Annotated in this window: 19 protein-coding genes; 9 read left to right on the forward strand and 10 right to left on the reverse strand. The window is 66.7% G+C overall.

Features of this window, described 5'->3' with window-relative positions:
- Window positions 1-417: 417 nt before the first annotated feature.
- From F4692_RS18835 to F4692_RS18880, 9 genes are all read right to left on the reverse strand, one after another.
- The gene (locus F4692_RS18835) at window positions 418-837 is read right to left on the reverse strand and encodes a TadE/TadG family type IV pilus assembly protein (RefSeq protein WP_179621275.1); all 420 of its coding nucleotides are present in this window, start codon (window positions 835-837) and stop codon (window positions 418-420) included.
- The gene (locus tag F4692_RS18840) at window positions 834-1,256 is read right to left on the reverse strand and encodes a TadE/TadG family type IV pilus assembly protein (RefSeq protein ID WP_179621276.1); all 423 of its coding nucleotides are present in this window, start codon (window positions 1,254-1,256) and stop codon (window positions 834-836) included. Before F4692_RS18840 ends, F4692_RS18835 begins: the two co-directional genes overlap by 4 nt.
- A complete protein-coding gene (locus F4692_RS18845; protein WP_179621277.1) occupies window positions 1,253-1,669 on the reverse strand; it encodes a TadE/TadG family type IV pilus assembly protein in 417 nt (138 codons plus the stop codon). The genes F4692_RS18840 and F4692_RS18845 overlap by 4 nt, the downstream gene beginning before the upstream one ends.
- Window positions 1,638-1,832 carry a hypothetical protein gene (locus tag F4692_RS18850; RefSeq protein WP_179621278.1) on the reverse strand — a complete coding sequence of 65 codons (195 nt, stop codon included), beginning with the start codon at window positions 1,830-1,832 and terminating at the stop codon, window positions 1,638-1,640. Before F4692_RS18850 ends, F4692_RS18845 begins: the two co-directional genes overlap by 32 nt.
- A 33-nt stretch (window positions 1,833-1,865) precedes the next feature.
- Window positions 1,866-2,765 carry a type II secretion system F family protein gene (locus F4692_RS18855; RefSeq protein ID WP_179621279.1) on the reverse strand — a complete coding sequence of 300 codons (900 nt, stop codon included), beginning with the start codon at window positions 2,763-2,765 and terminating at the stop codon, window positions 1,866-1,868.
- Window positions 2,762-3,619 carry a type II secretion system F family protein gene (locus F4692_RS18860; protein WP_179621280.1) on the reverse strand — a complete coding sequence of 286 codons (858 nt, stop codon included), beginning with the start codon at window positions 3,617-3,619 and terminating at the stop codon, window positions 2,762-2,764. Before F4692_RS18860 ends, F4692_RS18855 begins: the two co-directional genes overlap by 4 nt.
- Window positions 3,616-5,853, reverse strand: a complete 2,238-nt coding sequence (locus F4692_RS18865) for an ATPase, T2SS/T4P/T4SS family (protein WP_257030052.1) — start codon at window positions 5,851-5,853, stop codon at window positions 3,616-3,618. The genes F4692_RS18860 and F4692_RS18865 overlap by 4 nt, the downstream gene beginning before the upstream one ends.
- The gene (locus tag F4692_RS18875; protein WP_308645381.1) at window positions 5,853-6,410 is read right to left on the reverse strand and encodes an SAF domain-containing protein; all 558 of its coding nucleotides are present in this window, start codon (window positions 6,408-6,410) and stop codon (window positions 5,853-5,855) included. Before F4692_RS18875 ends, F4692_RS18865 begins: the two co-directional genes overlap by 1 nt.
- A 145-nt stretch (window positions 6,411-6,555) precedes the next feature.
- Window positions 6,556-7,593 (reverse strand): hypothetical protein, encoded by a 1,038-nt coding sequence (locus tag F4692_RS18880; protein ID WP_257030053.1) that lies wholly within the window; start codon window positions 7,591-7,593, stop codon window positions 6,556-6,558.
- A 368-nt stretch (window positions 7,594-7,961) separates the two neighbouring features.
- Between F4692_RS18880 and F4692_RS18885 the strand changes: the two genes are divergently transcribed.
- The 7 genes from F4692_RS18885 (at window position 7,962) to F4692_RS18910 (ending at window position 16,626) form a co-directional block, all read left to right on the forward strand.
- Complete coding sequence (locus F4692_RS18885; protein ID WP_179621282.1) at window positions 7,962-8,204, forward strand: hypothetical protein; 243 nt, start codon at window positions 7,962-7,964, stop codon at window positions 8,202-8,204.
- A gap of 302 nt (window positions 8,205-8,506) precedes the next feature.
- Window positions 8,507-9,961, forward strand: a complete 1,455-nt coding sequence (gene mobF / locus F4692_RS21390; RefSeq protein WP_308645382.1) for a MobF family relaxase — start codon at window positions 8,507-8,509, stop codon at window positions 9,959-9,961.
- Window positions 9,962-10,109: 148 nt separating this feature from the next.
- Complete coding sequence (locus F4692_RS21395; protein ID WP_308645385.1) at window positions 10,110-11,987, forward strand: ATP-dependent DNA helicase; 1,878 nt, start codon at window positions 10,110-10,112, stop codon at window positions 11,985-11,987.
- A gap of 149 nt (window positions 11,988-12,136) precedes the next feature.
- Window positions 12,137-12,595: a hypothetical protein gene (locus F4692_RS18895; protein WP_179621283.1), complete on the forward strand. Its 459-nt coding sequence runs from the start codon at window positions 12,137-12,139 to the stop codon at window positions 12,593-12,595.
- Window positions 12,596-12,665: 70 nt separating this feature from the next.
- A complete protein-coding gene (locus F4692_RS18900; protein ID WP_179621284.1) occupies window positions 12,666-13,757 on the forward strand; it encodes a hypothetical protein in 1,092 nt (363 codons plus the stop codon).
- Complete coding sequence (locus F4692_RS18905) at window positions 13,757-15,325, forward strand: hypothetical protein (RefSeq protein WP_179621285.1); 1,569 nt, start codon at window positions 13,757-13,759, stop codon at window positions 15,323-15,325. Before F4692_RS18900 ends, F4692_RS18905 begins: the two co-directional genes overlap by 1 nt.
- Window positions 15,322-16,626 carry an AAA domain-containing protein gene (locus tag F4692_RS18910; protein ID WP_179621286.1) on the forward strand — a complete coding sequence of 435 codons (1,305 nt, stop codon included), beginning with the start codon at window positions 15,322-15,324 and terminating at the stop codon, window positions 16,624-16,626. The genes F4692_RS18905 and F4692_RS18910 overlap by 4 nt, the downstream gene beginning before the upstream one ends.
- Here the strand turns inward: F4692_RS18910 and F4692_RS18915 are convergent.
- A complete protein-coding gene (locus F4692_RS18915; RefSeq protein ID WP_179621287.1) occupies window positions 16,619-19,375 on the reverse strand; it encodes an ATP-dependent helicase in 2,757 nt (918 codons plus the stop codon). The two genes, F4692_RS18910 and F4692_RS18915, sit on opposite strands and share 8 nt — an antisense overlap.
- Window positions 19,376-19,475: 100 nt before the next feature.
- Here F4692_RS18915 and F4692_RS18920 point away from each other — a divergent pair, with 100 nt between their 5' ends.
- Window positions 19,476-21,278 carry a site-specific DNA-methyltransferase gene (locus F4692_RS18920; protein WP_179621288.1) on the forward strand — a complete coding sequence of 601 codons (1,803 nt, stop codon included), beginning with the start codon at window positions 19,476-19,478 and terminating at the stop codon, window positions 21,276-21,278.
- Complete coding sequence (locus F4692_RS18925; protein ID WP_179621289.1) at window positions 21,278-24,022, forward strand: restriction endonuclease; 2,745 nt, start codon at window positions 21,278-21,280, stop codon at window positions 24,020-24,022. Before F4692_RS18920 ends, F4692_RS18925 begins: the two co-directional genes overlap by 1 nt.
- The last annotated feature ends 5 nt before the right edge of the window (window positions 24,023-24,027 follow it).

Consider the following 24,027-nt stretch of genomic DNA (forward strand, 5'->3'; position numbering starts at 1 on the left):
CTGCTACCTGCGGCTCGTCCGGCAGCGGCGCGGCAACCGCCGCATGCGCCCGAGGCTGGGGCAGCACGGTGCTGACCGTTGGGACTGCGACGAACAGCAGCGCCGCGGCCGCGACCAAGCAGTCGGCGGCCAGCTGAGGAACCGCGAGACCTGGGAGGCGCGGCGTACGGATGCCGCGAGCCTGCGACACGATCGAGGTGAGGAGTTGGCAGGTGAAGACGGCCCACGCGATCCAGCAGATAGCGGTGATGACCTGGAGGGCGAGCGTGCCGTCGTCCTGAGCAGTCAGCCTCGACCACGTGAACGCGCTCGGGTCGGGGAGCGCGTCGATGGAGATGAGCACGACGGGCACCCCGACCACGAAGGCGACGAGCGTGAGGGTGGCCAGGAGGCCGCGCAGCCTGGAGCCGGTCCTGTTCATTGCTTGCTACCTCCGAGGGTGCGGACGAGTCGCGCGGTCGCGGTGCCGGTGACGTCGAGGCGGTTGATGCCGATGAGACCGAGGAACTGCGGGTCGTAGGAGTCCGTGACGGTTACCGTGATCGTGGTGCCGTCGTTGATGGCGACCGTTCCGGCGACGCCCGCGGCGTCGAGGTAGCGCTGGGCGGCGGCACGCGCGGCGGCGGGGGAGATCGCGAGGTCGTGGCCTTGGATGGCGGAGCTTCCTTCGACCTCCTCGCCACCGGCCCGTGCGGCCTGCGCGGCGACGTCGTGGGCTCGCTCGTGGGCGTGGACCTGGCCACCGAGGTCGACCGCGAGTCCGACGAGGAAGATCATCACGAAGCTGGACAGGGCCAGCCACACGGTGATGGAGCCGCGCTCGTCCCGGCGGCTCATCGTTCCCGCCATGTGTCGATCGGGCTGGACATCGCCGCGTGCATGAAGCGGGATCCGGGGACTCCCGGAACGGCGAGATCGGACAGGTCGAGTCGGCAGGAAACAGTGACGTTCACCAAGCCGGGAACGCCAGGCTGCTTGTCGAAGTCGCTCGTGTCGACGGCGACGTCGATGGCCGAGCAGCCGATCTTCTGGTTGGTGATGCTCGAGGTTGCTGCCTCGCGTGCATCGGCTCGTGCGGCGTCCGCGTTGCGGGCGAGTGAGGCTGACCGGGCGGCATCGGCGGCGGCGGACTGGAGCGCCTGATGGGTGGTCGCCGTACGACCTCCGAAGATGACCAGGCCGACGAAGAGCGCGAAGGCTGGTACGCCGATCGCCGCCTCGATCGCTGCTGAACCGCGTTCGTCCCGGCGGATCACGGCGCGGTCACCTGCTCGACCGGCACGCTCGCGCTCTGCGTGATGCGGACCTTCCACCCCGGAATGACGCTCAGGGAGAAGCCGCTGACGGTCACGGTGGCAGTCGTGGCGGTCCGGTTCGCGCTCGTCGAGGTCGCGGTGATGACGTCATCACCACCGGCCTCGGCGAGGAAGTCGTTGGCGGCGCCGACCCCGTCGGCCTCCCGGCCGTGCTCGGCACCGGCGGCTCTGGCGCCCTGCTGCGCAGCAGCGATGGCGACGGTCTTCGCCTGGTAGTAGAGCGCTGCCTGCATCCCGAGGAACATGACCGCGAACAGTGCGGGCAGCAGGACGACGAGCTCGATCGAAACCGAGCCCCGTTCGCCGCGTCGCCGGCGGCGGCTACTTGATCTTGCCCGCTTCTGAGGTGACATAGTTCGTGACCGCGAGAACCACGATCCCGACGATTCCGATGACGGCGACGGCCCAGAGGACGTGCTCCATCGTCACCGACCCGCGTTCACTGCGGCGGGATGCTCGCAGGTCGTCGTACTTTCTGAGTGCTGCGATCTGCAGCAGGACCAGAACCTTCAACATGGGGTTTCCTCCTGTGGATGTGTCCTTCCGTGGTCACGAGTTCGTGAACATGCGAAGCAATGAGGGCGCGACGAGCAGCGCCATGAAGATCACGCCGAGCAGGGAGCCGGGCATCGACATGCGCTCGCCGACGGCGTTGGCCTGAGCGAGCTCGTCGTTGAGCATCGCCGTGCGCATGGCGGCGGAGCGGGCGCGCAGGGTCGCGTACACGCCGGCTCCTTCCTCGCCCGAGAGGCGCATGATGTCGGCGAAGTCGTCGAGCTCGGGCAGTCCGAGCTCCTCTGCCAAGGTGTGCAGCGCGTCCCAGGGCGGCAGTCCCGACCACCGCGACCGGGTGAGCTCCTCGGACAGCCGCGTGAACACCCACGAGTCGCCGACCTCGGCCGCAGCCTCCATCGCCTGGCGGTGGCCGATGCCGTTGTTCCGCTCCAACGCCACAAGGTCGATGTAGGCGCCGAGCGCTCGGGCAAACTCGGTCCGTGCCTTCTTGGCCTCGTCGAGGGCGTTGTAGTTCGGGATGAAGAACATGACGGCGGCCAGCGCGAGCGAGGCGACGGCCGGGAGCTGGAACGGGATGCTCAGCCCGAAGGCGTTGAAGAGCGTGACGAGCACCGGCGGGATGACGAGACCAAGCCCGGCGAACACCAGCTTCTCGCCGTGGAACTGCGTGCCCGGTATCCGCAGCAGCGCGAGTTCGCGAGTCGGCGTACGAACCCAGAGACCAGGCGGCAATACGCGCAGGCCCCACGGGCCGAGCCGCTCCTTGCTCGACCGCGCGGCGTCGGTGGCGGTCGAGCGCGGACGCGACGAGGAGACTCTCTCGAGCGCGTCGGCGAGGTCGGGCTCCGCAGGCAGAAGGCGGGCGACGAGAAGCACGAAGCCGAGGCCTACGAGACCTCCGGCAAGGATCGCCAACTGCAGCCCGGTGATCATCGCGACGCCTCCGCAACTGCCCGGGTCGCCAGGAACCGGGGGAGCGGCTTGCCTGCGGCCATGCGTCGCATCCAGATCAGGGTGGCGACGTACGCCGACAGGAGGAGCACGAGGAGCACCTGGCCGACCGGCGTGCGGTACGGCTCGACGTACGTCCCGGACAGCGCCAATACGACGAGCACGCTCGCGCTGATCAGCGTGACCCACCGCGCGGTCGCTCGCGGCTTCGCCCGGTCCGCCTCGACCTGCCGGCGCGCGCGTACGTCGGCGCCGACCGACTCGGCGAGTCCTTCGAGGACGCTCGCCAGCCCGGCTCCGCGCCGGCGTGCGCCCAGGATCAGGTTGGCCGCGATCAGGTCGCCGGTCGCGTCGTCGAGCTCGTCGGCGAACGCGCGCAGAGCCTTCTCGGTGTCCCACCGTGCCCGCAGCCGGGTCACCAGTCGATTGACCTCTTCGGCGATAGGAGCGGGCGTCGACCGCAGGGTTGCGACGAGGGCTTGCTCCAGGCCGATGCCGACGGTGAGGACTCCTGAGAGCGATCGAGTCCACTCCTCCATCGCTTCGAGGCGCGCGATCTGCGTGGCTGCCGGAGGAGCGCTGAGCAGGACGGGGAGCCCGATGACGGCGACGGGCGCGATGACGAGCGCCAGGATCCAGGCGGTGATGAGCCAGCCGACGAGGCCGAGCGCGCCACCGGCGAGAAGCAGAATCCGGGTGCGACGGTTGAGTGCGCGGCGCCGACTTGATGCTGTGGGCTCCCGCGGTGGAACAGCGGTCGGGCGCAGGCCGATGACCACCCCGAGGAGCCCCAGGGCGACGAGGCCACCGGCCATGGCAGGGAGGATTGTGGTCATATCCGGGCTCCCAGCGGCTGACTCGCGAGGTACGCCGCCAGGTCGAAGCCGTGCTGGGCGAGCCTCCGGTACTCGTCGGGGAGGACGTCTGGGACTGGGACGCCAGTGGCATCGGCTCGGAACACATGGGTGGTCGCGTAGCCGGGGTCCTTCTCGCCCGGCGCGAGCGCGATGACCTCCGCGACCCGCCTGGTCCGCTGAGCTCCACCAGGCCCGACCTTGGTCTCCAGGCTCAACTGGACATTCAGGTCGACGGTCGCTGCGAGCTTGCTGGTCGCGAGACCCTGCGTGACGTGCGGACCCGCCTCCATCGCGCAGGTCACGAGCTTGCGCACCGCAGCCACGGCGTCGGCAGCGTGCGTCGTGGAGATGGATCCGGTGCCGGACTCCATCGCCTTGATCATGGCCCAGATTTCCTTGCCACGGACCTCGCCGACGATCTGTCGCGAAAGGTTGAAGCGGAAGGAGTCGACGAGCGCCTCGTCCAGCGTGAACTCACCCGACTGCCGCCCATCAGGACCGCGCTCACCCGAGCCCGGCCGCGCCTCCCATGGGATGACCACCTTGTGCCGGCCGAGCTCGTGCAGGTGCAGCTCGTATTCCGTCTCGAAGGTGCCGATCGCCTCGAGCTCGTCGATCTCGGCACGGAGGGCTCGAACCAGCGTGGTCTTCCCGGCCCCCTGCGCCCCGGCCACCACGATCGAGCACCGGGCTCGCACAGCAGCTCTCAGGAACGAGGCGACGACCGGCGTCATCATGTCGCGCTTGACCAGGTCCTCGAGCGTCACCCGCATCAACCGATGACGACGGATGACGACCGACGGACGCGTCGTCACCCACGCCACGGCCGCGAGCCGCGACCCGCCGTCGAGCCTCATGTGGAGGCTCGGCTGCGCCTCGGAGAACGAACGAGCATTCACCTCGCTGCGCGAAGCAAGGAAGACGAGGAAGTCGATCAGCTCCTGATCGGAGTCGGCCACCGGGGGTCCGGGAACGAGCGTCCCGTCGATCAGCTCGAGCTGTACGTTGTCGTGGCCGACGATGACGATGTTCTCGATCCGGTCGTCATCCACCAAGGGCTGGAGGCGGCCGAGGCGGAACAGGGAGTCGAACACGGCCTGGGCGGTCGCCTGTTGCTTCGAGGGACTCCACGAACCGAGGCCGGTGTCGACAGCCTCCGCCATCGCGGACTCGATCAGGTCGAGCACGATCGACCGGCCCAGCTCCTGCTGTGCCTCCTTGTCCAGTCGGGCGCGGCCGGACTGCACGGCTTGACTCAGTTGTTCCGACGCCTGGGCCCGCAAGGTCGAGACGAGCGCCCAGTCGCCATCGGAGGTTGGAACAGGAGCTGACGCCACCGTGGCGTCGAGACCGCTGGGCACAACGTGGGGGACGCCGTTGGAGGACTGGCTGAAGAGTGGCAGGCGGGTCAGGTCGCCGTACTCGTTCGCGAATCGGTAGGCCTCCGTCATGCTCGTGCCTCCTCGACCAGCGCGAACTGACCTCGGGCGACGTGCGCCTGGACCGACTGGACGGCGGCTTGGAGCGCGCGGACGTAGGAGCCGGTCTCGAAGTGCTTCGGGGGTGCCGCGCCGCGGTGATAGACGGCCGCGGCGGCCCGGGTCGCCCGGCACGTCGGCGATGACGGGCATGCCGAGAACCTTGGTGACCTCGGTGGCCCGGTAGGGCTGGCCCTCGGCGACAAGGAGCAGGCCGGGGTCACGCCATCCTGTGGCCGGCTGGCGGATGGTCTCCGCCCAGGAGCGCGCGGCCGAAATCGACGGCAGATTGGCCCTGGTGACCAGGAGCGTCGCGTCGGCGGCCTCCAGCAGCGGCGTCGGCGAGGCCACGAGGCCCAGCCGGCCGGCATCGACGATCACGTCCTGGCCGTTGTCGTCCAGGTCGTGGAGCGCAGCCGCCAACGGGTCCCAGACGTCGCGCAGCGCCGTGGCCTGAGCGTGCGATCGGATGCCGGCGACGAACGAGACGTTCGGGCTCAGCGGGCGTACGACGTCGCGCAGTGCGTCCGCCGTGCCGAGCGGAGAGAGGGCGAGCTCGATCAGCCCGGCGTCGTACGGCGTAGTGCCGCGGAGGAACCCCGCGAGGACGCCGGATCCGCCAGTGGGGTCGGCCTCGACGAGGAGCACTGGCCGTGGCCAACTCAACGCCATGCCGACTGCCGTGGTGGTGACACCGGGCGAGCCGGATGCCGAGGTGAGACACACGATGGCCATCACTGGGCTCCCGAGTCGAGGATCAGCGCCACGTTGCCGGTCGCGGCGCGGGCCGCGAGGACACTCGCGTCGGCGTACGGCACCAGGACGTTGACGACGGTGTTGCCTGTCGTCTCATCGATCGCCGTGCCGACAACCTCGGCGGCGGTGAACTGCGGCGCACCGGTCGGGGCGTCGCCGTTGGCAGCCGGGGTGACGATGATGCGGACCTTGTCTCCGCCGTGCATGGGGAGCGCCGGGACCTGTGCCGGAGTCAGCGAGATCCCGACGATCGACTGCCCCTCCGGTGGCATCGGAGCATCAGTCGTCGACTCGGTCGTGATCAGTCCGCCAGCGGCGACGTCGAGCGCCGCGCGCTGACCGATGATGTCGTCGTACGCAGAGGCGGGGAGTGGCTCCAGAGCCGGATCACCGCTGATCCGGATGCGCTGGATGTCGTCGGCAGCGATCACCTCGCCCCGGTGGATCGTCTTTGTCGCAGCAAGGACCTCCTCGGTGCTGGTCGTGGCGTTCCATGCCCACGCGCCGAGCAGACATCCGAGGGCCGTGATGACCACGGCTGCGACGACAAGACCAGGCCGTCTGCGCAGCTTGGGCGGGGGAGTGATCGGCGGCCCGACGTCGGGCGCGGTGCGGTGGGGGCCGGGCTTCCGGTCCTCTCGGGTAGTCGTGGTCACTTCGTCCCTCCCCGCGCAGCGCTCGTCAGTTCACGAGCACCTGCGCTTCGCCGATCCGGATCTGGGCCGAGCGGTTGAGGCCGTCGAGGCGGATCGTCCCGGTCTGGCCCGCGCCCGACCAGGTGATGACCCAACTCGAGGTCGCGGTGACGGTGTGGGCGTCATCGGTCTGGCCCGCGCTCGACTTCTTATAGGTGTGGCCGCAGTCGGGGGAGTCCGTCCGCCCGAACTCCGGCTTGTACGGCGAGCCCGCCGTGTCGCAGACGACCTCGGTTCCGTCGCCCATGTCCCACGTGATGTGCAGGACCTTCGCTGTTGCGGTGATCGTGATGCCGCCTGCGGACGCACTCTCCGTGATCGGGCCGAACGTCTGGCTGCTCGGCGCCTTGGCCCACATCCACACCGGCATGCCGACAAGGCCGATGCTGTCGGGCCCCGGCTCGGGAGCGATGCCGATGTCGATCGCCCTGAGGTGCATGTTCTCGATAGCGATCTGCGCGACCTCTCTCGGCGTCGGCCCCGCGCCGGAGTTCGGCGGCGGATCCTGCGTCCAGATCGTGATGAGCAGCCCGGTCTGTGGCTGGTCGCAGTAGTAGACGGCGCCGTCGCCGGGCTCGTGGCCCTGCCACATGGGATCGCCAGCCGGCGGCTGGGGTTGAACCAGGGTGATGTAGCAGTGGTACGCGTTCGACCAGTACGCGCCGTCCTTCGTGCAGGGGACCGGTCCAGGCGGTGGCTTGGTGACGCCTTGGCTCGTGCCGTCCCAGTAGCAGGCGGCGCCGCTTCCGGTGTCCTCTGGCCCGTCGTCGCCTGGCGTGCCCGGCGTGCCGGGATTGCCCGGGACGTGGATCCAGATCAGGCATTCGCCGGTGGCGGGGTCGGTCTGACCGCAGACCGTGCCGTCGGCGTACGCCGTTCCGGACGCAAGGGCAGTGAGGCTGGCAGAGGCGAGGGCGGTCAGCAGGAGGCGAATCAGAGGCTGCGCATGGCGTCTGCTTGAGGTCCTGGCCCGTCGCCACGCGCCATCCGCCGCTCGGGTCGGCGGCGAAGTCGTAGTTCGCAACGGTGTAACGCGTCCACTCGGTGTCCGGGCGGTCGGGGGAGACGATCGACTTGCCGCTCTTGTCGAGCACGTCGACCTTGGTAACGTCCCAGCAGACGTCGATGACGACCGTGGGCACCTTACCGGCGTCCGGGTTGGAGTTGTCGAGGGTGACCGACTGGACCTTCAGTTCGCTGATGGCCGTCGCGCCGGTCTGGCGCTGTCCTTGATCGTGCTGCCGTCGTACGAGGGTCTGCACGGCGTTGAGTTGTGCGCCGATCGCGACGGTCTCGAGCTTCTTCAGGTCGCTGGAGGGATCGGCCCGGAGCGCGTCGAGGACGGCGTAGTAGTCGGTCATCGCGGCGGTTGCGTCCCCGGTCGCGGCGTCGTTGGGCGACGTCGGCGAGGCGGTCGCGGTCGGGCTCGCCGACTCCGTCGGCGACGACGTGGCCGGCGATGTCGGCGGCGGATCCGCATCGTTGTCGGCACACGCCGACACCGCGGCCAACAGGAGTGTGCCGGTCGCCAGGAAGGTCAACCCGAGTCGATTCTTCATGGTGGTGGTCCTGCTTCCTCTCGCCTACGGCGATGAGGCGCGACGACATCCCGCGGGCGGTGCGTGCATCGTCTGAACCTCATCGTAAGCCTGATTCACGGATCCGGACCCGACGTCTTTACCCGGGTCTCTTCGGGGATCAGGTGCTCGTCTCTGCCCAAGCCCGTCGTCCCACCTCATTCCTCAGCCTCTCCCTCCCCGTGGCTCCTTCAGCCTTCTCGCTCACCCTGCCCTCCCACCTGCCCATCGCCTCTCCGCGCCCTCATCTCGTACTGCTTCCGCTCTCCTCGACTACCGCCTCCTTGCCGTCACACGGTGTGCAGTTCGAGGGGGTGTGGAGAAGGACGCGCACCTGAGGCCTGTGGAACGGAAACGGCAGTGACGGTCTCGATGCGCCGGATGTCGGCAGGCAGCGGATACCAATACCTGCTGCGCAGCGTGGCGGCGGGCGATGGCACGCGGTCCCTGACGACGCCGTTGACGCGCTACTACTCCGAGGTCGGTACGCCGCCCGGGTGCTGGCTCGGTTCCGGCGTGGCCGCCCTCGGGGCCGGCCAGCTCCGGCCCGGCATGCAGGTGACCGAGGAGCAGCTCGCCCTGCTTGTTGGGATGGGCCGAGACCCCATCACCGGAGGGCAGCTCGGCAAGGCATATCCGTCGTACAAGCGGCTGTCGGACCGCATTGAGGAGCGCGTCGCGGCGCTCGACCCGGGGATGACCGCGGAGGACTGCGCGACTGAAACGACACGGATCGAGGCAGAGGAGACCGCCGCTGGGATGCGACGAGCGGTCGCCGGATTCGACCTCACGTTCAGCGTCCCGAAGTCGGTCTCCGTGCTCTGGGGGGTCGCGGACGCGGTCACCCAGGAACGGATCGTCGCCGCCCACCACGCGGCAATCGCCGACGTGGTTGCGCTCTTCGAGCGAGAGGTTGCCGCCACCCGTGCGGGCATCTCCGATGCCGACGGCGCCGTCGCCCAGGTCGACGTGGCGGGTGTCGCGGCCGTCGCCTACGACCACTTCGACTCGCGGGCCGGCGACCCGCAGCTCCACACCCACGTCGTCATCGCCAACAAGGTCCTCACCGTCATGGACGGCCGCTGGCGCAGCCTCGACGGACGCCCGGTCTTCGCCTCACGTACCGGCCTGTCCGCCCACTACGACGCCCTCCTCGCCGACCGGCTGTCGCGCGACCTCGGCATCGAATGGGAGCTGCGGCCGCGCGGTCCCGACCGGAATCCCCGGTGGGAGATCGCCGGTGTCACCGACGAGCTGATCACAGAGTTCTCCAACCGCACCCGCGAGATCGAGCTCAAGAAGGAGGAGCTCATCGCGGAGTACGTCGCACGGCACGGGCGGATGCCGTCGGCCAGGACCATTGTCGAACTCCGGGCCCAGGCGACGCTGGCCACGCGCCCGCCGAAGGAGGTCCAGTCGCTCGCCGATCTCACCACGGGTTGGCGTCAAAGGGCCGCCGAGCGGTTGGGGACGGAGCCCACCGGGTGGTCGCAGTCGGTGATCGGGCGAGAGGGCGACTTCCTGACAGCGGAGGACGTGCCGCTGGCTGCGATCGGGGCGATTGGTGCCGAAGTGGTCGCGCTGGTCTCTGTGAAGCGGGCCGTTCTGGACGCACTGGAACCTGATGGCCGAGGCGGCGAAGCAGACGATGGATCTGAGGTTCGCGACGCCCGAAGAGCGCGAGGCCGTCGTCGGTCTGATCGTGGACGCGGCCCAGGCACGCTCCGTGGTCCTGACGCCGCCGGAGCTCGCCCGCAGCCCGGTCCGGTTCCAGCGCGAGGACGGCACGAGCCGGTTCCGCCCGCGGCATGGTGAGAAGTACTCCTCGATCGCAGTGCTCGACGCCGAGGCACGACTGTTGGCACGCGCCGAGAAGGTGACTGCACCGGCGGTGTCAGCCGAGATCGCGGGTCGAGCAGGTGGTCATGGCACGGTCGCGCTGACAGTTCAGCAGCGGCGTGCTGTGGAGAGCGTCTGCCGCTCAGGGCGTCAGGTCGACCTCCTGGTCGGACCGGCTGGGGCCGGCAAGACCACCACGATGAGAGCCCTCCGCACGGCCTGGATCAGCGAGCACGGGCGGGGGAGTGTCGTCGGTCTCGCGCCGTCTGCCGCTGCAGCCCAGGCGCTGGCCGACGACCTCGGCGTCGCGTGCGAGAACACGTCGAAGTGGCTCCACGAGCACGACCACGGTCGGACCGAACTCCGCCGAGGTCAGCTGGTGATCCTCGATGAGGCGACTCTGGCCGACACGGTGACGCTCGATCGGCTCACGGGGATCGCGTCCGCCGCGAACGCCAAGGTGGTTCTCGTGGGCGATCCGCACCAACTCCAGTCTGTGGATGCAGGCGGAGCCTTTGCCCTCCTCGTCGACCGGCGTGCGGACGCCCCGGCGCTGAATGAGATCCACCGGTTCGCCAACGAGTGGGAGAAGGAGGCCTCGCTTGCGCTGAGCCGCGGAGACGTGCAGGTCATCTCGGCGTACGCCCGCCACAAGCGGATCCGCGAGGGCCTCACGGACGTGATGGTCGACGCCGCATACGTCGCCTGGCGCGCCGACTGCGCGGCGGGGCGCGCCAGCATCCTCGTGACGGAGTCGGCCCGAGATGTCCGCGCGCTCAACGAACGCGCCCGGGCCGAGCGGCTGCTTCTGGACGGCGCCATCGATCACCGCGAGGCCCAGCTGGTCGACGGCTGTCGAGCCTCGGTCGGAGACGTCGTCATCACGCGCCAGAACGACCGCACCATCCGCACCACGCGAGGTGGGTGGGTGAAGAACGGCGACCGCTGGCTGGTCACCGACATCCGTCGGAACGGCTCTGTCCTCGTCAAGCGCCTCGGCGGCGAGGGCCGGCGAACCGTCCTGCCGCCGGAATACGTCGCCGAGCACCTCGACCTCGGCTACGCCGTCACCGCACATCGCGCTCAGGGCGTCACCGTCGACACGGCGCACGTCGTCGTCACTGCATCCACGACCCGGGAGAACCTCTACGTCTCCATGACCCGCGGCCGCGAGTCCAACATCGCGTACGTCGCCCTCGACCGGCCCGACGACAGCCACTCCGCGCCGGAGGCTGATGACGTCGCGGCCAGGACGGTCCTGTACGGCGTCCTCCAGCACAGCGGCGCCGACCTCTCGGCCACGCAGACGATTGAGGCCGAGTACCAACTGCACGGCGACATCGACCGGCTCGCGGCCGAACTCGAGACGATCGCCGCCGACGCTCAGCACGACCGCTTCGTCGACCTCCTCAGCCGCTCCGGGCTGACCACCGAGCAGCACGCCGCAGTCGCCGAGTCGACGGCCTTCGGCCCGCTCACGGCGGCACTACGACGCGCCGAGGCATACCACCACGACCTCGAACGTCTTCTGCCTCGGGTCGTCGGACAACACCGTCTCGACGACGCTGATGACATCGGTGCGGTGCTCCGCTACCGAATCGACAAGCTCGCAGCGACGCCGCCGCGCGGTTGCCGTCTCCGTCCGCGACTGATCGCCGGCTTGATCCCCGAGCCGCTCGGCCCGATGACAGCTGAGGACCGACAGGCGATCGGCCAGCGGAAGGAGCTGATCGAGTCGCGTGCACCGCGCGCTTCTCGATGTCGCCATCGGACGCGGCGCCGCTTGGATGCACCGGCTCGGCAAACCTCCGCAGGATCCCACCCAGCGCGAAAGATGGGTCCGCGCTGCGACGTCGGTTGCCGCCTACCGCGATCGCTACAAGACCACCAGCGACTTGCCACTGGCTGGAGGCGCGGCCAGCGACGCCCAGCGTGCCGACCGTCAGCGCGCGCTGGTTGCTCTAAGGGAAGCAGTCGCGCTGTCGAGCGCCAGCCGCAATGAGTCCCGCGCCGTTGGCGCCGAACTCCAGGCCGTCTCGGGTCCATGGGTCGGGGCGCGCGTCCGTTGTCCACAGGAGGCGTTGTCAGGCGGCGCGCCGGGACTCACGTCGGCGTACGACGGGATGTGACCCCGTCAGAAAGGGCGATCCCATGATCATGCTGCTCGCACTCCCCATCATCGCCGCGGTGGCGCTCGCGCACCGCTACCTGAGGCTCTACGCCCCGTCGAACCTCCTGATCCGCCGAGTGCGAGCCTCGCGGCCCACGATGAGCACGTTCGCAGCGATGTTGACCGTGGCAGCCGGCCTGATCGTCGGGACGAAGGTGCTCTCGGACGCCGTGGCGGCCGGCGCGCCCGGCTGGCTGAACCTCGTCGTACTGGTGTTAGCGGTGGGACGCGATCAAGATCGGATCGATCGCGATCACCGTCCCCGCCCGACGGGCATTGCTGGCTGTGAAGACGACGGATGGGCGGCCTGTCAGTCAGGACTCCAGGGGCATACGCACCGTGTCGTCCTGGCCTTGTCTCCAGACAGACCCGCCCGGCGGGGTAACCCCGATCCAGTGATCGACGGCCGACGAGAATCGGCCGGATGGAAATGCGCCTAGTGAGCATCGGGGGTTCGGCGGCGCGTGTCGGACCGACTCACTAACCTCGCCGTGAGAGGTGGAGGTGCCCGTGGCAGGCTCGAGCGCAGAAGTACCGGCTGTCGACGACATCCGTCAGGAAGCTCGTCGCAATACGCGCGGCCGTTTCGAGCAGTGGGCGAAGAACCCGACTTGTGACGCGAACACGCTCTCGGCCGTCCACAACGTCCGTCTCGACAAGGCGGCGAAGGCGGTCGGCCTCGAGGTCAGCTTCGGTCAGTCGCCCTTCGCGATCGCTCGCGGGAACCGGTTCGAGGCAGGGCTCTTCTACGACGAAGCCGTCAAGTTGCGCCAAGCGCTCGAGCGCAAGAGTTGTTTGCCGGAGGGATCCGTTGGATTCCTCGACCTGCGGCTCAAGCTGAACCGCGGTACCCGAGTGACCACGATCGATCAGGCACTCAGGGAGACCGAGGCCTGGCTTCGTCGAATCGCCGTTGAGCCCACATCGGCGGAATCGATCGTTGCTGCGCCCATGATCAAGATCCCCAAGGGCGTGATCCTTCCGGAGGCCCTTCTCATCATCGACGCGGTGACTGTCACGACGACCGTCGATGGACGGGCGCGTGTCACGGTGGGGGAGGTCAAGGTCTTCCCCGACAGAGGCGGACACACCGACCCCCAGCAGCTCGCGTCAGCGCGAGCCCAGGCCGGGGTCTACGAGCACGCGATGCGGCTTGCTGTTGAGACCCTCGGGCTGACTGACGAAATCGAGATCTCGACCCATGGGTTCCTCGTCTTCACGTGGCCAGGTTCGAACTCGCCGTCCGTCCGCGCCAATGAAGACCTGACTTATCAGGCTATTCGCGCCGAGCGCGGATTCGATCGGCTCGAGCAGGTCGCTCTCGGCGTGGTCCGCGACGACGACTTCTCTGCTGATAACCCCGCACTGATCAAGCGTGTGCTCGACGCACCTACGGATTACTCGGAGGCCTGCTTGTCCTTCTGCGACCTGGCACCCCGGTGCCACGCCAGGGCCACGGCGGCAGACGACCCGATCGTCCTCGGGGGCGAAGTCGCGCGGTTCCTCGGCGAAACCACCGTGTCGCGAGCACTCGAGCTCATGGCAGGGGTCGCGCCTGCCGATGACCGTGAGGCAGACATCCAGAGGCAGTTGGTCGGCTGATGACTTCAGTACGAGCGATCGCTCGCAAGTTGGCGGCCTGGGAGGCCGGTCAACCGCTTCCGCGGTACGACACGATCCATCACGCGATCATGCCGCCCGATCAAGCCATGATCGTCGCCTTCGTCCGGATGGCCGGTGAGTCACGACCTTGGGGCATCGCCTGGGGCACAGTCGGCTCCGATCCGCGTATCGAGTCCGTCCCCGACGGTCGTGTCCGCGACGACGTCGCCGATTTAGCCGCGACGTTCGCGGAGGATCTGCTGGAGCACCTGCGCGTGCACAACTGGACTTTCGACCCGGTTCCTCAGAAGCCCGATCTGGGTGACTTGCGCCAGGTCTGGCTGCCAAACGGCCAGCACATCGCCATGCTCCACCAGCTCAGCTACACCTACTCGCAGACCAAGTTCGGTGGCGTGAACCAGGACATCCTGCGTGCTTTGGGGCGCGTTTCCGGCTGGATGTTCCGCGACACCTCGCGGGTCGGCAACCAGCACGTCATCAGCGCAAGCCAGATTCTGGGGGACTCCTACGTTTTCCCGGCTCAGGATGCCCGGACGGCTCATCTCGGATACCAACTCGCATGGCTCACCACGCCGGGTGACCGTGACGCCCGATTGGCGGCAGCAGCGGATGCCGAGGGTCTCACCGTCTCGCCAACCCTGGACCCGACGCTTGAGCGCGATGACCTCAGCGAGCTTGTGAGCACGTGGCAGGACGGGCGTCGCGAAGGCAACGACGTGAGCGAGACCGCGGCTGCGATCTCCGCGGTCCTTCGCAACGAGTTGCTGCGTCGCTGGAAGTTGACAGAGCAGGCGTATGAGCTGATGGCCAACAACGACCGGCCGGTAAATGGTGGCGTCGGCGAACTCGTGACGAAGGCACACGCTGAGTTCTGGTTCCAGCACCAGCGGATTGAGCTCCGCCTCAACGACCCAAGCCATGGCCCTGCTTTTGTTGCCCATCCGGAGACCGACTTTCACGGATCCGCGGCTGCTTCCCGATACCTCATTCACTCTGCAGCCGACGAGGCGTACGTCGGTTACCTCATCCACGACGATCCAGCGCTCTTCCGTGAGGCATTGGACGACGGCCGCGCTTTCGAGTCGCATGTAGTTCGGGTGTACGACGTTGGGGTCGGCCGGTCGACGGTCCCGCGTTGGGTAGTCAGCCTGGACCCGACGCTGCCGCACCGGCTGCGCGAGAACGCCCGCGTGGCTCCCCAAAGCTCCCGGGGGCACGAGGCCACCATCGTCGAGATCGACGCTACAGATGGCGATCTTCTTGTGACGGTGGAGTGGACCGGGCGGAAGACAAAGCCGTTACTCGGGCCGATCATGGCGAAGCCCGCCGACGACGCCTGGGTTGGTGTCGACGTCGCCTTTGTTCAGTCGGATGCCGCCAGCCTCACACAGCGGCGTAGCCACCGGGTCTGGTCGGCTGCAAGTGGACCGGGAGCGTGGCTCACGCACGGCAAGGCATCTGCACCGATCGAGATCAGCTCTGATGACGGTACTACCGACCTCGTCTTCGACGATGTCGCCCAGATCGCTGGGGAGGTGACGGTGTGAGTCTCGACGTTATCGACGCGGAATACGCCGACCTGCGCAAGGCGCTCACCGCCTACCTCTCGGACGGGGGCAGGCTCGCCGTGGTCAAAGCGCCACCGGGGTCAGGCAAGACGCACACCCTCATAGCGGTGCTCACGGCGCTGGCTGGGGACGGCATGCAGATTGCCGTGGCCGCTCAGACAAATAGCCAAGCCGATGACATTTGCATGCGTTGGGCCAAGGAGCACCCAGAGGTGCGTGTGGCGCGCTTCTCCAGCACCGGTCTCCGACCGCCGGATGACTTCCCGACGAGCGTCCGGTGGGTCACCGACAAGAAGGAGTTGCCGCACGGTCCCGGAGTCACCGTTGCGACAACGGCCAAGTGGTCGCTCACCGATCTGTCCGCCCCGTATGACCTGCTCGCCATCGACGAGGCCTGGCAAATGAGCTGGGCAGACCTGATGCAGTGCGCGCTGGTCAGCGCCAGGTTCCTGATGATCGGTGACCCTGGACAGATCCCGCCGGTTGTTCCGATCGACGTTCGACGCTGGGAGACATCGCCGCGTGCGCCACACGAGGCAGCGCCGGAGGTGGTGCTCGCGGAACCGACCTTGGAGTCCGTCCGGTTCGTTGGTTCGTTGCCAGCCTGTCGGCGACTCCCGAACGAGTCAGTCGACTTCGTGAAGCCGTTCTATGATTTCGACTTCGAGGCGTACGTCGCCGTCGGAGCCCGGGGACTCGAGCTGTCCAGCCCCTGGGGCGATGCGCTATCGGCTGGCCGCCCGCTCGCACTCACCATTCCTACCCCGGACCACGGACCGCCCATCGAGGTCGATCACGAGATTGCTGCCGCAACCGCGAAGGTCCTCAGCGACCTGCTTGGGGGAGGGACGACACTCCGGTTCGGCGAAGAGAAGCGGCCTCTCGCGCCCGCCGATATCGGCGTGACGAGCAGCCACCGGGTCATGAACTCGGTGCTCTCGGCTGCGCTGGGATCGTGGGTCAATCAGATCAGGGTCGACACGCCAGAGCGTTGGCAGGGCCTGGAACGTCCTGTGATGATCGCCGTTCATCCACTGTCAGGCGTCGCAGACCCGTCAGCGTTCGACCTGGAGACGGGCCGCCTTTGCGTGATGGCGTCTCGCCATGAGGTCGCGTTCATCATGCTGACCCGTGATCACGTGGGGGAGACGCTGCGCAACTACGTCCCGAGCGCGGAGCAGGCGCCGGGCCGCCCAGACCGCGTGGGCCGCGGCCACGACGCCCACCTGAAGTTCTGGTCGCAGCTCGAGCACGCTGGGAGCGTCCTCGCGCTCACTTGAGCTTCGCGGCTCCGCACACGGTCTTCACGTCGCAAGAGACACACTTCGACTTTTCGGGCTTCGGCGTGAAGTCGCGCTTCTTGAGCAGGGCGGCTGCCTTGATGACCGTGGCTTCGGCAGCTTTCACCGCGTCCGCGGTGATGTCGACCGTGTGACGGGTTGTCGTACTCATGTCGTGGATGAACGCGGCCCCGACGGTGAGCCCTTCACGGCGGCCGGCGTCGGCGTAGACCTGAAGTTGGAGCGGGTGAACCTCCCCACCAGTGGCGGTCTTGTAGTCAACGATGGCGAGGTTGTCGATCACGCCGTCGTGTTCGTCGTAGATGACGTCGGCGCGCCCGCTGACGACGACGCCGTCGAGGTAGAGCTCGAAGGGGCGTTCCGTGGCCCAGGTCCTCTTGATGTCGTCCTGATTCTCCTTCACGTACTTGAAGACGAGTAGTCGCGCCTTCTCGCGCATCTCCTTGTGAGCCGCCTTGTTGGCGAACGGCAGGAAGAAGTCGGACGTGAGCAGGTCGTTGATCTGCTTTGGAGTCGGTAGCTTCCCCGTGGCGCGGGCGTGCTCGGCGATGACGCGCATGATGTGGTGCACCGCGTTGCCGTAGCCGATCTCGGACTTCACCGGCGGCATGAAACCGAGTTCGTTGCGAAGCAAGTACGACTGTGGGCACGAGATGTAGGCCTCGAGCTCGGAGTACGTCACCGCCAGGTCGGGCATCTCGATGCCCCGCGGCTCCGCGCCAGTCGGAAGTCCCGCGCTGGACGCCAGGGCCTGCGCCTCGAGAATGTACGGAGACGCCTTCGTCGCGTTCTTTGTGACCTTGGAGTGCGACGAGAGGGAGACCCAGTCGCGCGCGCGGGTCAGCGCAACGTAGAAGAGTCGACGCTCCTCGGCGTCTGATCCCTCGTAGCGAGCAGCTTCGAAGAGATCGCGGGGTATGAGCCAGTCCTTGACGCGCCCGGAACGGCTTGACGGGAACCGACCCTCGGTCAGTGAAGGCAGGAACACGACGGGCCACTCCAGGCCCTTTGCCCCGTGGATGGTGCCCAGTGCGACGCCGTCACCGAGCAGATCCTCCTCGCCGTCGAAACCGTCGTAGCTGCCAGTCGCATAGTTGACGAGCAGGAGGGCGAAGTTGCGGTAGAACCACTCGTTTCCGACGGCTCCGCCGACCTGCTCCGACGGATTCTCCGGGTCCCGCCGTGAGCGTCGGGTGACCGACTCGTAGTCGGCAAGGACGTTGGTGAACCGGGCGAGGGTGCCCAAGCGGTTGCGCTGGTGGGCGTCTGAGAGGTCCCACTCTGCGATCCTCAGCAGGACAGTCAGGTCATAGAACTCCCGGACGAGGCTTGGATCGAAGTCCGGAGGGTCCTGCGTCGTCTTGGACTTCCACCGGATCAAGTGGCCCTGGAGCTTCTGGATGTCGTCGTCGTTGAGCCCGAACGTGCTCCGGTAGTCGTCGAGCAGGTCGGGAAGGAAAGTCTTCTCGCGCTTGATGAATCGTCCAGGCGCCCAGTCGACGCCGGAGAGCCAGGCGAACGTCGCTCCGAAGATGGCCGCCTCCGGCTGCTCGAACAAGCCGGTGCGGCCACCGGGTTGCACAGGGATCTTCGAGATGTCGAGCGCATCGAGGATCTTGGTGTACGCGTTGCGACCTCGCACCAAGATCGCGATGTCCTGGTAGCGCACGCCTTGCGCATGTAGGGCCTCAATATCGAGGGCAATGGCGTCCGCCTCGTCCTGCTCGGCATCGTGGCCGACAGCGATAGAGACCGCCGGCCCGGCCTCCGCGCGGAACAAGCCCATCTCCTTCGCTAAGCGCCCCGGAATCGACTGAGCGAACCCGTTGGCGAGCTGCACGATGCCCGGGCGTGAGCGGCGGTTGATCAGCAGGTTGAACTGCGTGACGCCGGGATAGCGGTCCTTGAAGGAGACGATGTTGTCGACGTTGGAGCCGCGCCACTGGTAGATCGCCTGGTCGTCGTCCCCGACGACCACCACGTCGGCGGTTCCGTGCGGCTTCGACAGGAGCCGAATGAGTTGTTCCTGCGCCGGGTTGACGTCTTGGTACTCATCGACGATCAGGTGCTTTAAGGCGGCGGTGACCGCAGCGCGGATCTCGGTGTCCTCGAGCGCGCGTACGGCCTCGACGATTTGGGTGCCGAAGGACATGAACCGGTAGCCATCGAGCATCGCGTAGTAGAGCTCAGCAGAATCGCGGAACGTGCTCTCGGGCAGGTCTTCCACCCTCATTAGCTCGTTCTCAACGATGTCGATGTTCTCCTGGAAGGCAGTGATTCCCCGGAACAACTTCTCGTCGGGATCCAGGCGGCGGAGCTTCAGCCGGTTAGCCTCGCGGTACAGCAGGTTGGTCAGCTGATTCGGGTCGAGCGGCGTGTACGTCTCATACTTCGCAACGTACGTCTGGAGCAGTCGGAAGCAGAAGCCGTGGATCGTGCCAACGTACAGTCGGCCGAGCTGATCGGTCGCGGTGTCACCCATCTTGGCCGTGACCCGCTCGCGAATGCGCTCCTTGAGCTCGGCCGCTGCCTTCTCGGTGAAGGTGAAGGCCACGATCGACTCGGGGGTTTCGCCGTCGGCGAGCAGCGACGCGACGCGCTGGGACACCACCTCGGTCTTGCCGGATCCGGCAGCAGCGATGATCTGCACATGCCCACCACGATGGGCCACTGCCGCAGCGGCCTCGCCTTCGAGTGTCGGGATTGTGTCGGTGGGTTTTGCTGACATATGCCAAGGCTACGGGCGATGAACCGTCCAGAACCTGCGAACGGCCGGGGTTGTCGGCACTAGCCTGCTGGTTGCACGTCTGACGAGAGATTGGGAGCGCATGAGCGACGAAGTGGTGAAGGTCGAACTGGAGTCGCCGGATCTGGCAGCCGAGAAGTTGGCTGCCTTCCAGGACCTGTTCCCGGGCGTCCTCGCCGACGGCATCCTCGACGCCGGCCGGTTGGGCGAGTTGCTCGACACCGAGGTCGCCGCGCCTGCAGATGGGCGCGAGCGCTTCGGTCTTATGTGGGCTGGCAAGCAGGGGGCGGTCCGCTCGCTGCTGGCTCCGAGTCGCGGAGCGCTGTTGCCCGAGTTCGACAAGTCGACGAACTTCGACGAAGCGCGCCACACGTTCATCGAGGGCGACAACCTCGAGGTGCTGAAGCTCCTGCAGAAGGCCTACAACGACAAGATCAAGCTGATCTATATCGACCCGCCGTACAACACTGGTAATGACTTTGTGTACCCGGACGACTTCAGCGACGGATTGACCGCATACCTGGAGTTCACGGGTCAGCTCGACGAGACCGGAAATCGTAGGTCGGCAGCCGTTGACAGTGTGGGCCGGCTGCATTCCCGTTGGCTGTCGATGATGTACCCGCGACTGGTACTGGCTCGAAATCTCCTCACCCAGGACGGCGTCCTCGCGGTTTCAATCGATGACAACGAGTTCGCAAATCTGCGGGCCCTGCTCGATGAGATCTTCGGCCCTGAATGCTTCATGGGCACCTTGGTGTGGCGCCGTCGCCAGACCCCTGACAGCCGCAACAAGTCGCGGGTCTCGTCGGATCACGAGTACGTGCTGCTGTACGGGCGGAGCTTGGGCTCGGCGCTGCGTGGGGCAGACATCGACCTGACGAAGTACAAGAACCCCGACGACGATCCGCGAGGGCCGTGGACCAGCGAGAACCTGACCGGCTTGGCAGACGCAAAGGCCCGCCCCAATCTCCACTACGACATTGTCGATCCCGAGACGGGCCGGGCCTATCCGCCTCACCCGGATCGGGGCTGGGCCAAGGCCAAGGCGACGGTTGATGCTCTCATCGCCGAGGGGAGGATTCTGTTTCCGAGAAAGCCTGACGGACGGCCGCGCGAGAAGAAGTTTCTGGCGGATCTTCGGTCCGAGCGAACGGGGTTTTCGACGTGGCTGGAGTCCGACGTGGCCGGCTACAACTACACGGCGACCCGCGAGCTGACCAAGCTGCTTGGAGGGAAGTTCTTCGATTTCCCGAAGCCGCTCGAACTAGTGCGCACCTTGGTTGACCAGGTTACGGAGCCTGGGGACCTGGTGCTGGACTTCTTTGCTGGTTCCGGGACAACGGGCCAGGCCGTCCTGGAGCTTGACTCGGAGGGCGGGTCCGGCCGCCGATTCGTACTTGTGCAGTTGCCGGAGCCCACGGACGCCGGTCCATACTCTTCGATCGCCGAACTCACGCGCGCACGGCTATCGGCCTGTGCCGCCGAGGTCAAGGAATCCGGGCTTCGCTCCTTCCGCCTCAGTCCGAGCTGTTTCCGCGACGAGACCTCGGCGGACCCGGAGGACCTCTTCGATCTGCGCGAGTCGACGTTGGACGATGGCGACCATGTGATGGAAGAGCTCGCCGGAGAGATTCTTCTCAAGGAGGGTGTTGCTCTCGACGCCCGGTGGACCCGCGACAAGGCTGACTCCGCTGAGGTCATCTCGGCCGATGGCGTCGCTGTTGTGCTGAGCCTCGACGTCACCGAGGCCGTCGCGAGCGCTGCCATCGCACTCGAGCCACGGGTTCTAGTCTTCCTTGAAGATGGATTTGCCGGACGTGACGCGGTTAAGACCAACGCATTCACGAACGCCAAGAACCTCGGCATCACGGTGAAGACGGTCTGATGGCTGTCGATATCAAGTTCGACGCCAACCAGCAGTACCAGCGCGACGCTATTGACAGCGTCGTAGAGCTGTTTGCCGGCCAGGAGTCGATGCAGCAGGGCGTAGCGGTACCAGGGTTCGGCGACGAGGGAACCCTCGAGTCGTTCCAGGAGTTGGTCTTCGGCAACTCGCTTGCTCTGGCACCGGAGACTGTCCGAACCAACCTTCGCCGCATCCAGGACCGAACCATCGAGCTCGAGGATGGTTCCGTCGTTCCTTCGGTCGCCGAGCCCCTCCGCCGCGCCCTGGAGTCGGGGGAGATGCCTCTCGAGTTCTCAGTCGAGATGGAGACCGGCACCGGCAAGACGTACGTCTATCTCCGAACGATCGCGGAGCTGCACCGCCAGTACGGGTTCAACAAGTTCGTCATCGTCGTACCCAGCGTGGCCATCCGCGAGGGTGTCTTGTCGAGCCTGAAGCTGCTCCGCGAGCACATCAGGGACATCTACGACGGGCTGCAGTACGACTACTACGTCTATGAAAGCAACGCGCTGACCCGAGTTCGCCAGTTTGCGACGGCGTCCCACCTCCAGATCATGGTCATCAACATCGCAGCGATGACCGGTGACGCGAACAACCGTGTCATCCACCGCCCAACGGACGCGATGAACGGCTATGCGCCCATCGAGTTCCTGCGCGCCTGCCGACCCGTCGTGATCATGGACGAACCGCAGAGCCTGGACGGGCCGACGCAGAAGCCGGCGATCGATGAGCTCCAGCCGCTGTTCCGCGTGGCGTATTCGGCCACGCCACCGACGGAAAAGAGCGGGCTCCCGAAGGCCCATCTCGTATACCGCCTGACGCCCGTCGATGCGTACGCGGCCAGGCTGGTGAAGAGGATCGGAGTCCTCTCGATCACCAAGGATGCTGATCTCAACGAGGCGTACGTCGAGATCTCGAAGATCAACGCCACCCCGACAGGCGTCACGGCTACGGCGATCATCCACAAGGCCACGCGCCAGGGAACAAAGCCGACGCGCGTGACTCTTCGCAAGGACGACGACCTGTTCGAACTCAGCGGTCGACGCGACCTCTATCAGGGGTGGGCGGTCGAGGACATCCATGCCGAGGCCGGTGTCGTCGAGTTCGGCAACGGGCGCAAGGTGGCGGCTGGTTCCTCGACATCGGAGGCCGACGAGCAGCAGTTGAGGTTGATGCTGCGCCAGGCGATCGAGAGTCACTTTGAGAAGGAGTTGCAGCTCCTTCTCCAGAAGCGCCGCGGACAGATCTCGGCGCGGATCAAGCCGCTGACGCTCTTCTTCATCGAGAAGGTCGATCACTATGCGCCGGAGGACGCCAAACTGCGTGTCTGGTTCGAGGAGGAGTACGCGCGGCTGCTCGGCGACGGGCGATTCCGTGCACTGACCATGCCGGCGGTAGAAGACGTCCACGACGGCTACTTCGCTGTGACGGCACGAGGTGTGGCGAAGGAGGCGCGCCCCGACTCCAAGGACGCAGCCGACGCCTTCGAGCGGATCATGCAGAAGAAGGAGGAACTGCTCGGTTTCGACGAGCCGCTCCGGTTCATCTTCAGCCACTCCGCGCTTGCAGAGGGTTGGGACAACCCAAACGTGTTTACGATCTGCAACCTGCAGGACGGCAAGTCGACCATGCGGAAGCGCCAGCAGGTGGGCCGCGGTCTTCGACTCCCCGTCATGGAGAACGGTGAGCGCTGCCATGTCGAAGAGGTCAACCTCCTGACCGTCATCGCCAAGGAGTCGTTCTCCACTTTCGCCTCGGCCCTCCAGAAGGAGATCGAGGAGGAGACGGGAGTCGCGTTCACGGGCCGCGTCGTCAACCTCCGCGAGAAGAAGAAGCTGCGGCTCAAGGAAGAGGTCCTCGGCTCACCGCTGTTCGCTCAACTCTGGGAGCGCATTTCGCCACGGACCTCGTACAAGCTGCACTTCTCGTCGGATGATGTCGTCGGCGACGCCGTCAAGCGCATCAACGCTCTTCCGGACCTCGAGCCCGTCAAGTTCCGAGTGTCGAAGGATGTCGTAGAGATGGGGGCAGCGGGGCTCACCGGCTCCGACCTCCGCGACCGCGGCGCGATGAAGCTCGAGAGCGAGCGCAAGATGCCCGACGTCGTCGGGGAGCTGTGTCGACGGCTTCCCCTATCGAGGGCAACGATCGTCCGCATCCTTCGGGAATGTGATCGGTTGGACCAAGTCACCAGGAACCCTGCGGTCTTCATCGACGAGGTTGCGGAGTCGATCAACCAAGCGCTGTACAACCAGCTGACGGACGGCATCGTCTACGAGCCGGCGGGGGAGTCCTGGTCCGTCGATCTCTTCCGGGAGCGTCACCAGGACGAAACGGTGGCGCCGCGGGTAGTTCCGGTCGAGAAGAGCGTGACCGACCACGTTGTCTGCGACTCGGACGTGGAGGAGCGGTTCGCACAGTTCCTAGACAAGCGCGTGGACGTCCCGCTCTTCGTGAAGTTGCCGGAGTGGTTCAAGATCCCGACGCCGTTAGGCAACTACAACCCTGACTGGGCGTTCGTCCGCGAAGAGACTGTGGGTCAATTCCTGTATCTCGTGCGCGAGACGAAGGGCGGACCGGACATCGAGAAGCTCCGGTTTGAAGCCGAAGGCTGGAAGATCAAGTTCGGAGAGGCCCACTTCAACGCGTTGAAGGTCGACTACTTCTTCGGGCACGACCCCGAGGTTCTCGTTGAGCTCTCGCCCGACTATCCGGCGTCATAGGTCCG

This window comes from Nocardioides cavernae (assembly GCF_013410035.1).
GTDB classification, from domain to species: domain Bacteria; phylum Actinomycetota; class Actinomycetes; order Propionibacteriales; family Nocardioidaceae; genus Nocardioides; species Nocardioides cavernae_A.

Excerpts from the sequence above, each read along its gene's own strand:
- F4692_RS18845 (WP_179621277.1), bottom strand. The coding sequence starts at position 1,669 with ATGTCACCTCAGAAGCGGGCAAGATCAAGTAGCCGCCGCCGGCGACGC.
- F4692_RS18855 (WP_179621279.1), bottom strand. The coding sequence starts at position 2,765 with ATGATCACCGGGCTGCAGTTGGCGATCCTTGCCGGAGGTCTCGTAGGC.
- F4692_RS18905 (WP_179621285.1), top strand. The coding sequence starts at position 13,757 with ATGACTTCAGTACGAGCGATCGCTCGCAAGTTGGCGGCCTGGGAGGCC.
- F4692_RS18915 (WP_179621287.1), bottom strand. The coding sequence starts at position 19,375 with ATGTCAGCAAAACCCACCGACACAATCCCGACACTCGAAGGCGAGGCC.
- F4692_RS18895 (WP_179621283.1), top strand. The coding sequence starts at position 12,137 with ATGATCATGCTGCTCGCACTCCCCATCATCGCCGCGGTGGCGCTCGCG.
- F4692_RS18920 (WP_179621288.1), top strand. The coding sequence starts at position 19,476 with ATGAGCGACGAAGTGGTGAAGGTCGAACTGGAGTCGCCGGATCTGGCA.
- F4692_RS18835 (WP_179621275.1), bottom strand. The coding sequence starts at position 837 with ATGAGCCGCCGGGACGAGCGCGGCTCCATCACCGTGTGGCTGGCCCTG.
- F4692_RS18925 (WP_179621289.1), top strand. The coding sequence starts at position 21,278 with ATGGCTGTCGATATCAAGTTCGACGCCAACCAGCAGTACCAGCGCGAC.
- F4692_RS18850 (WP_179621278.1), bottom strand. The coding sequence starts at position 1,832 with ATGTTGAAGGTTCTGGTCCTGCTGCAGATCGCAGCACTCAGAAAGTAC.
- F4692_RS18860 (WP_179621280.1), bottom strand. The coding sequence starts at position 3,619 with ATGACCACAATCCTCCCTGCCATGGCCGGTGGCCTCGTCGCCCTGGGG.
- F4692_RS18865 (WP_257030052.1), bottom strand. The coding sequence starts at position 5,853 with ATGGCCATCGTGTGTCTCACCTCGGCATCCGGCTCGCCCGGTGTCACC.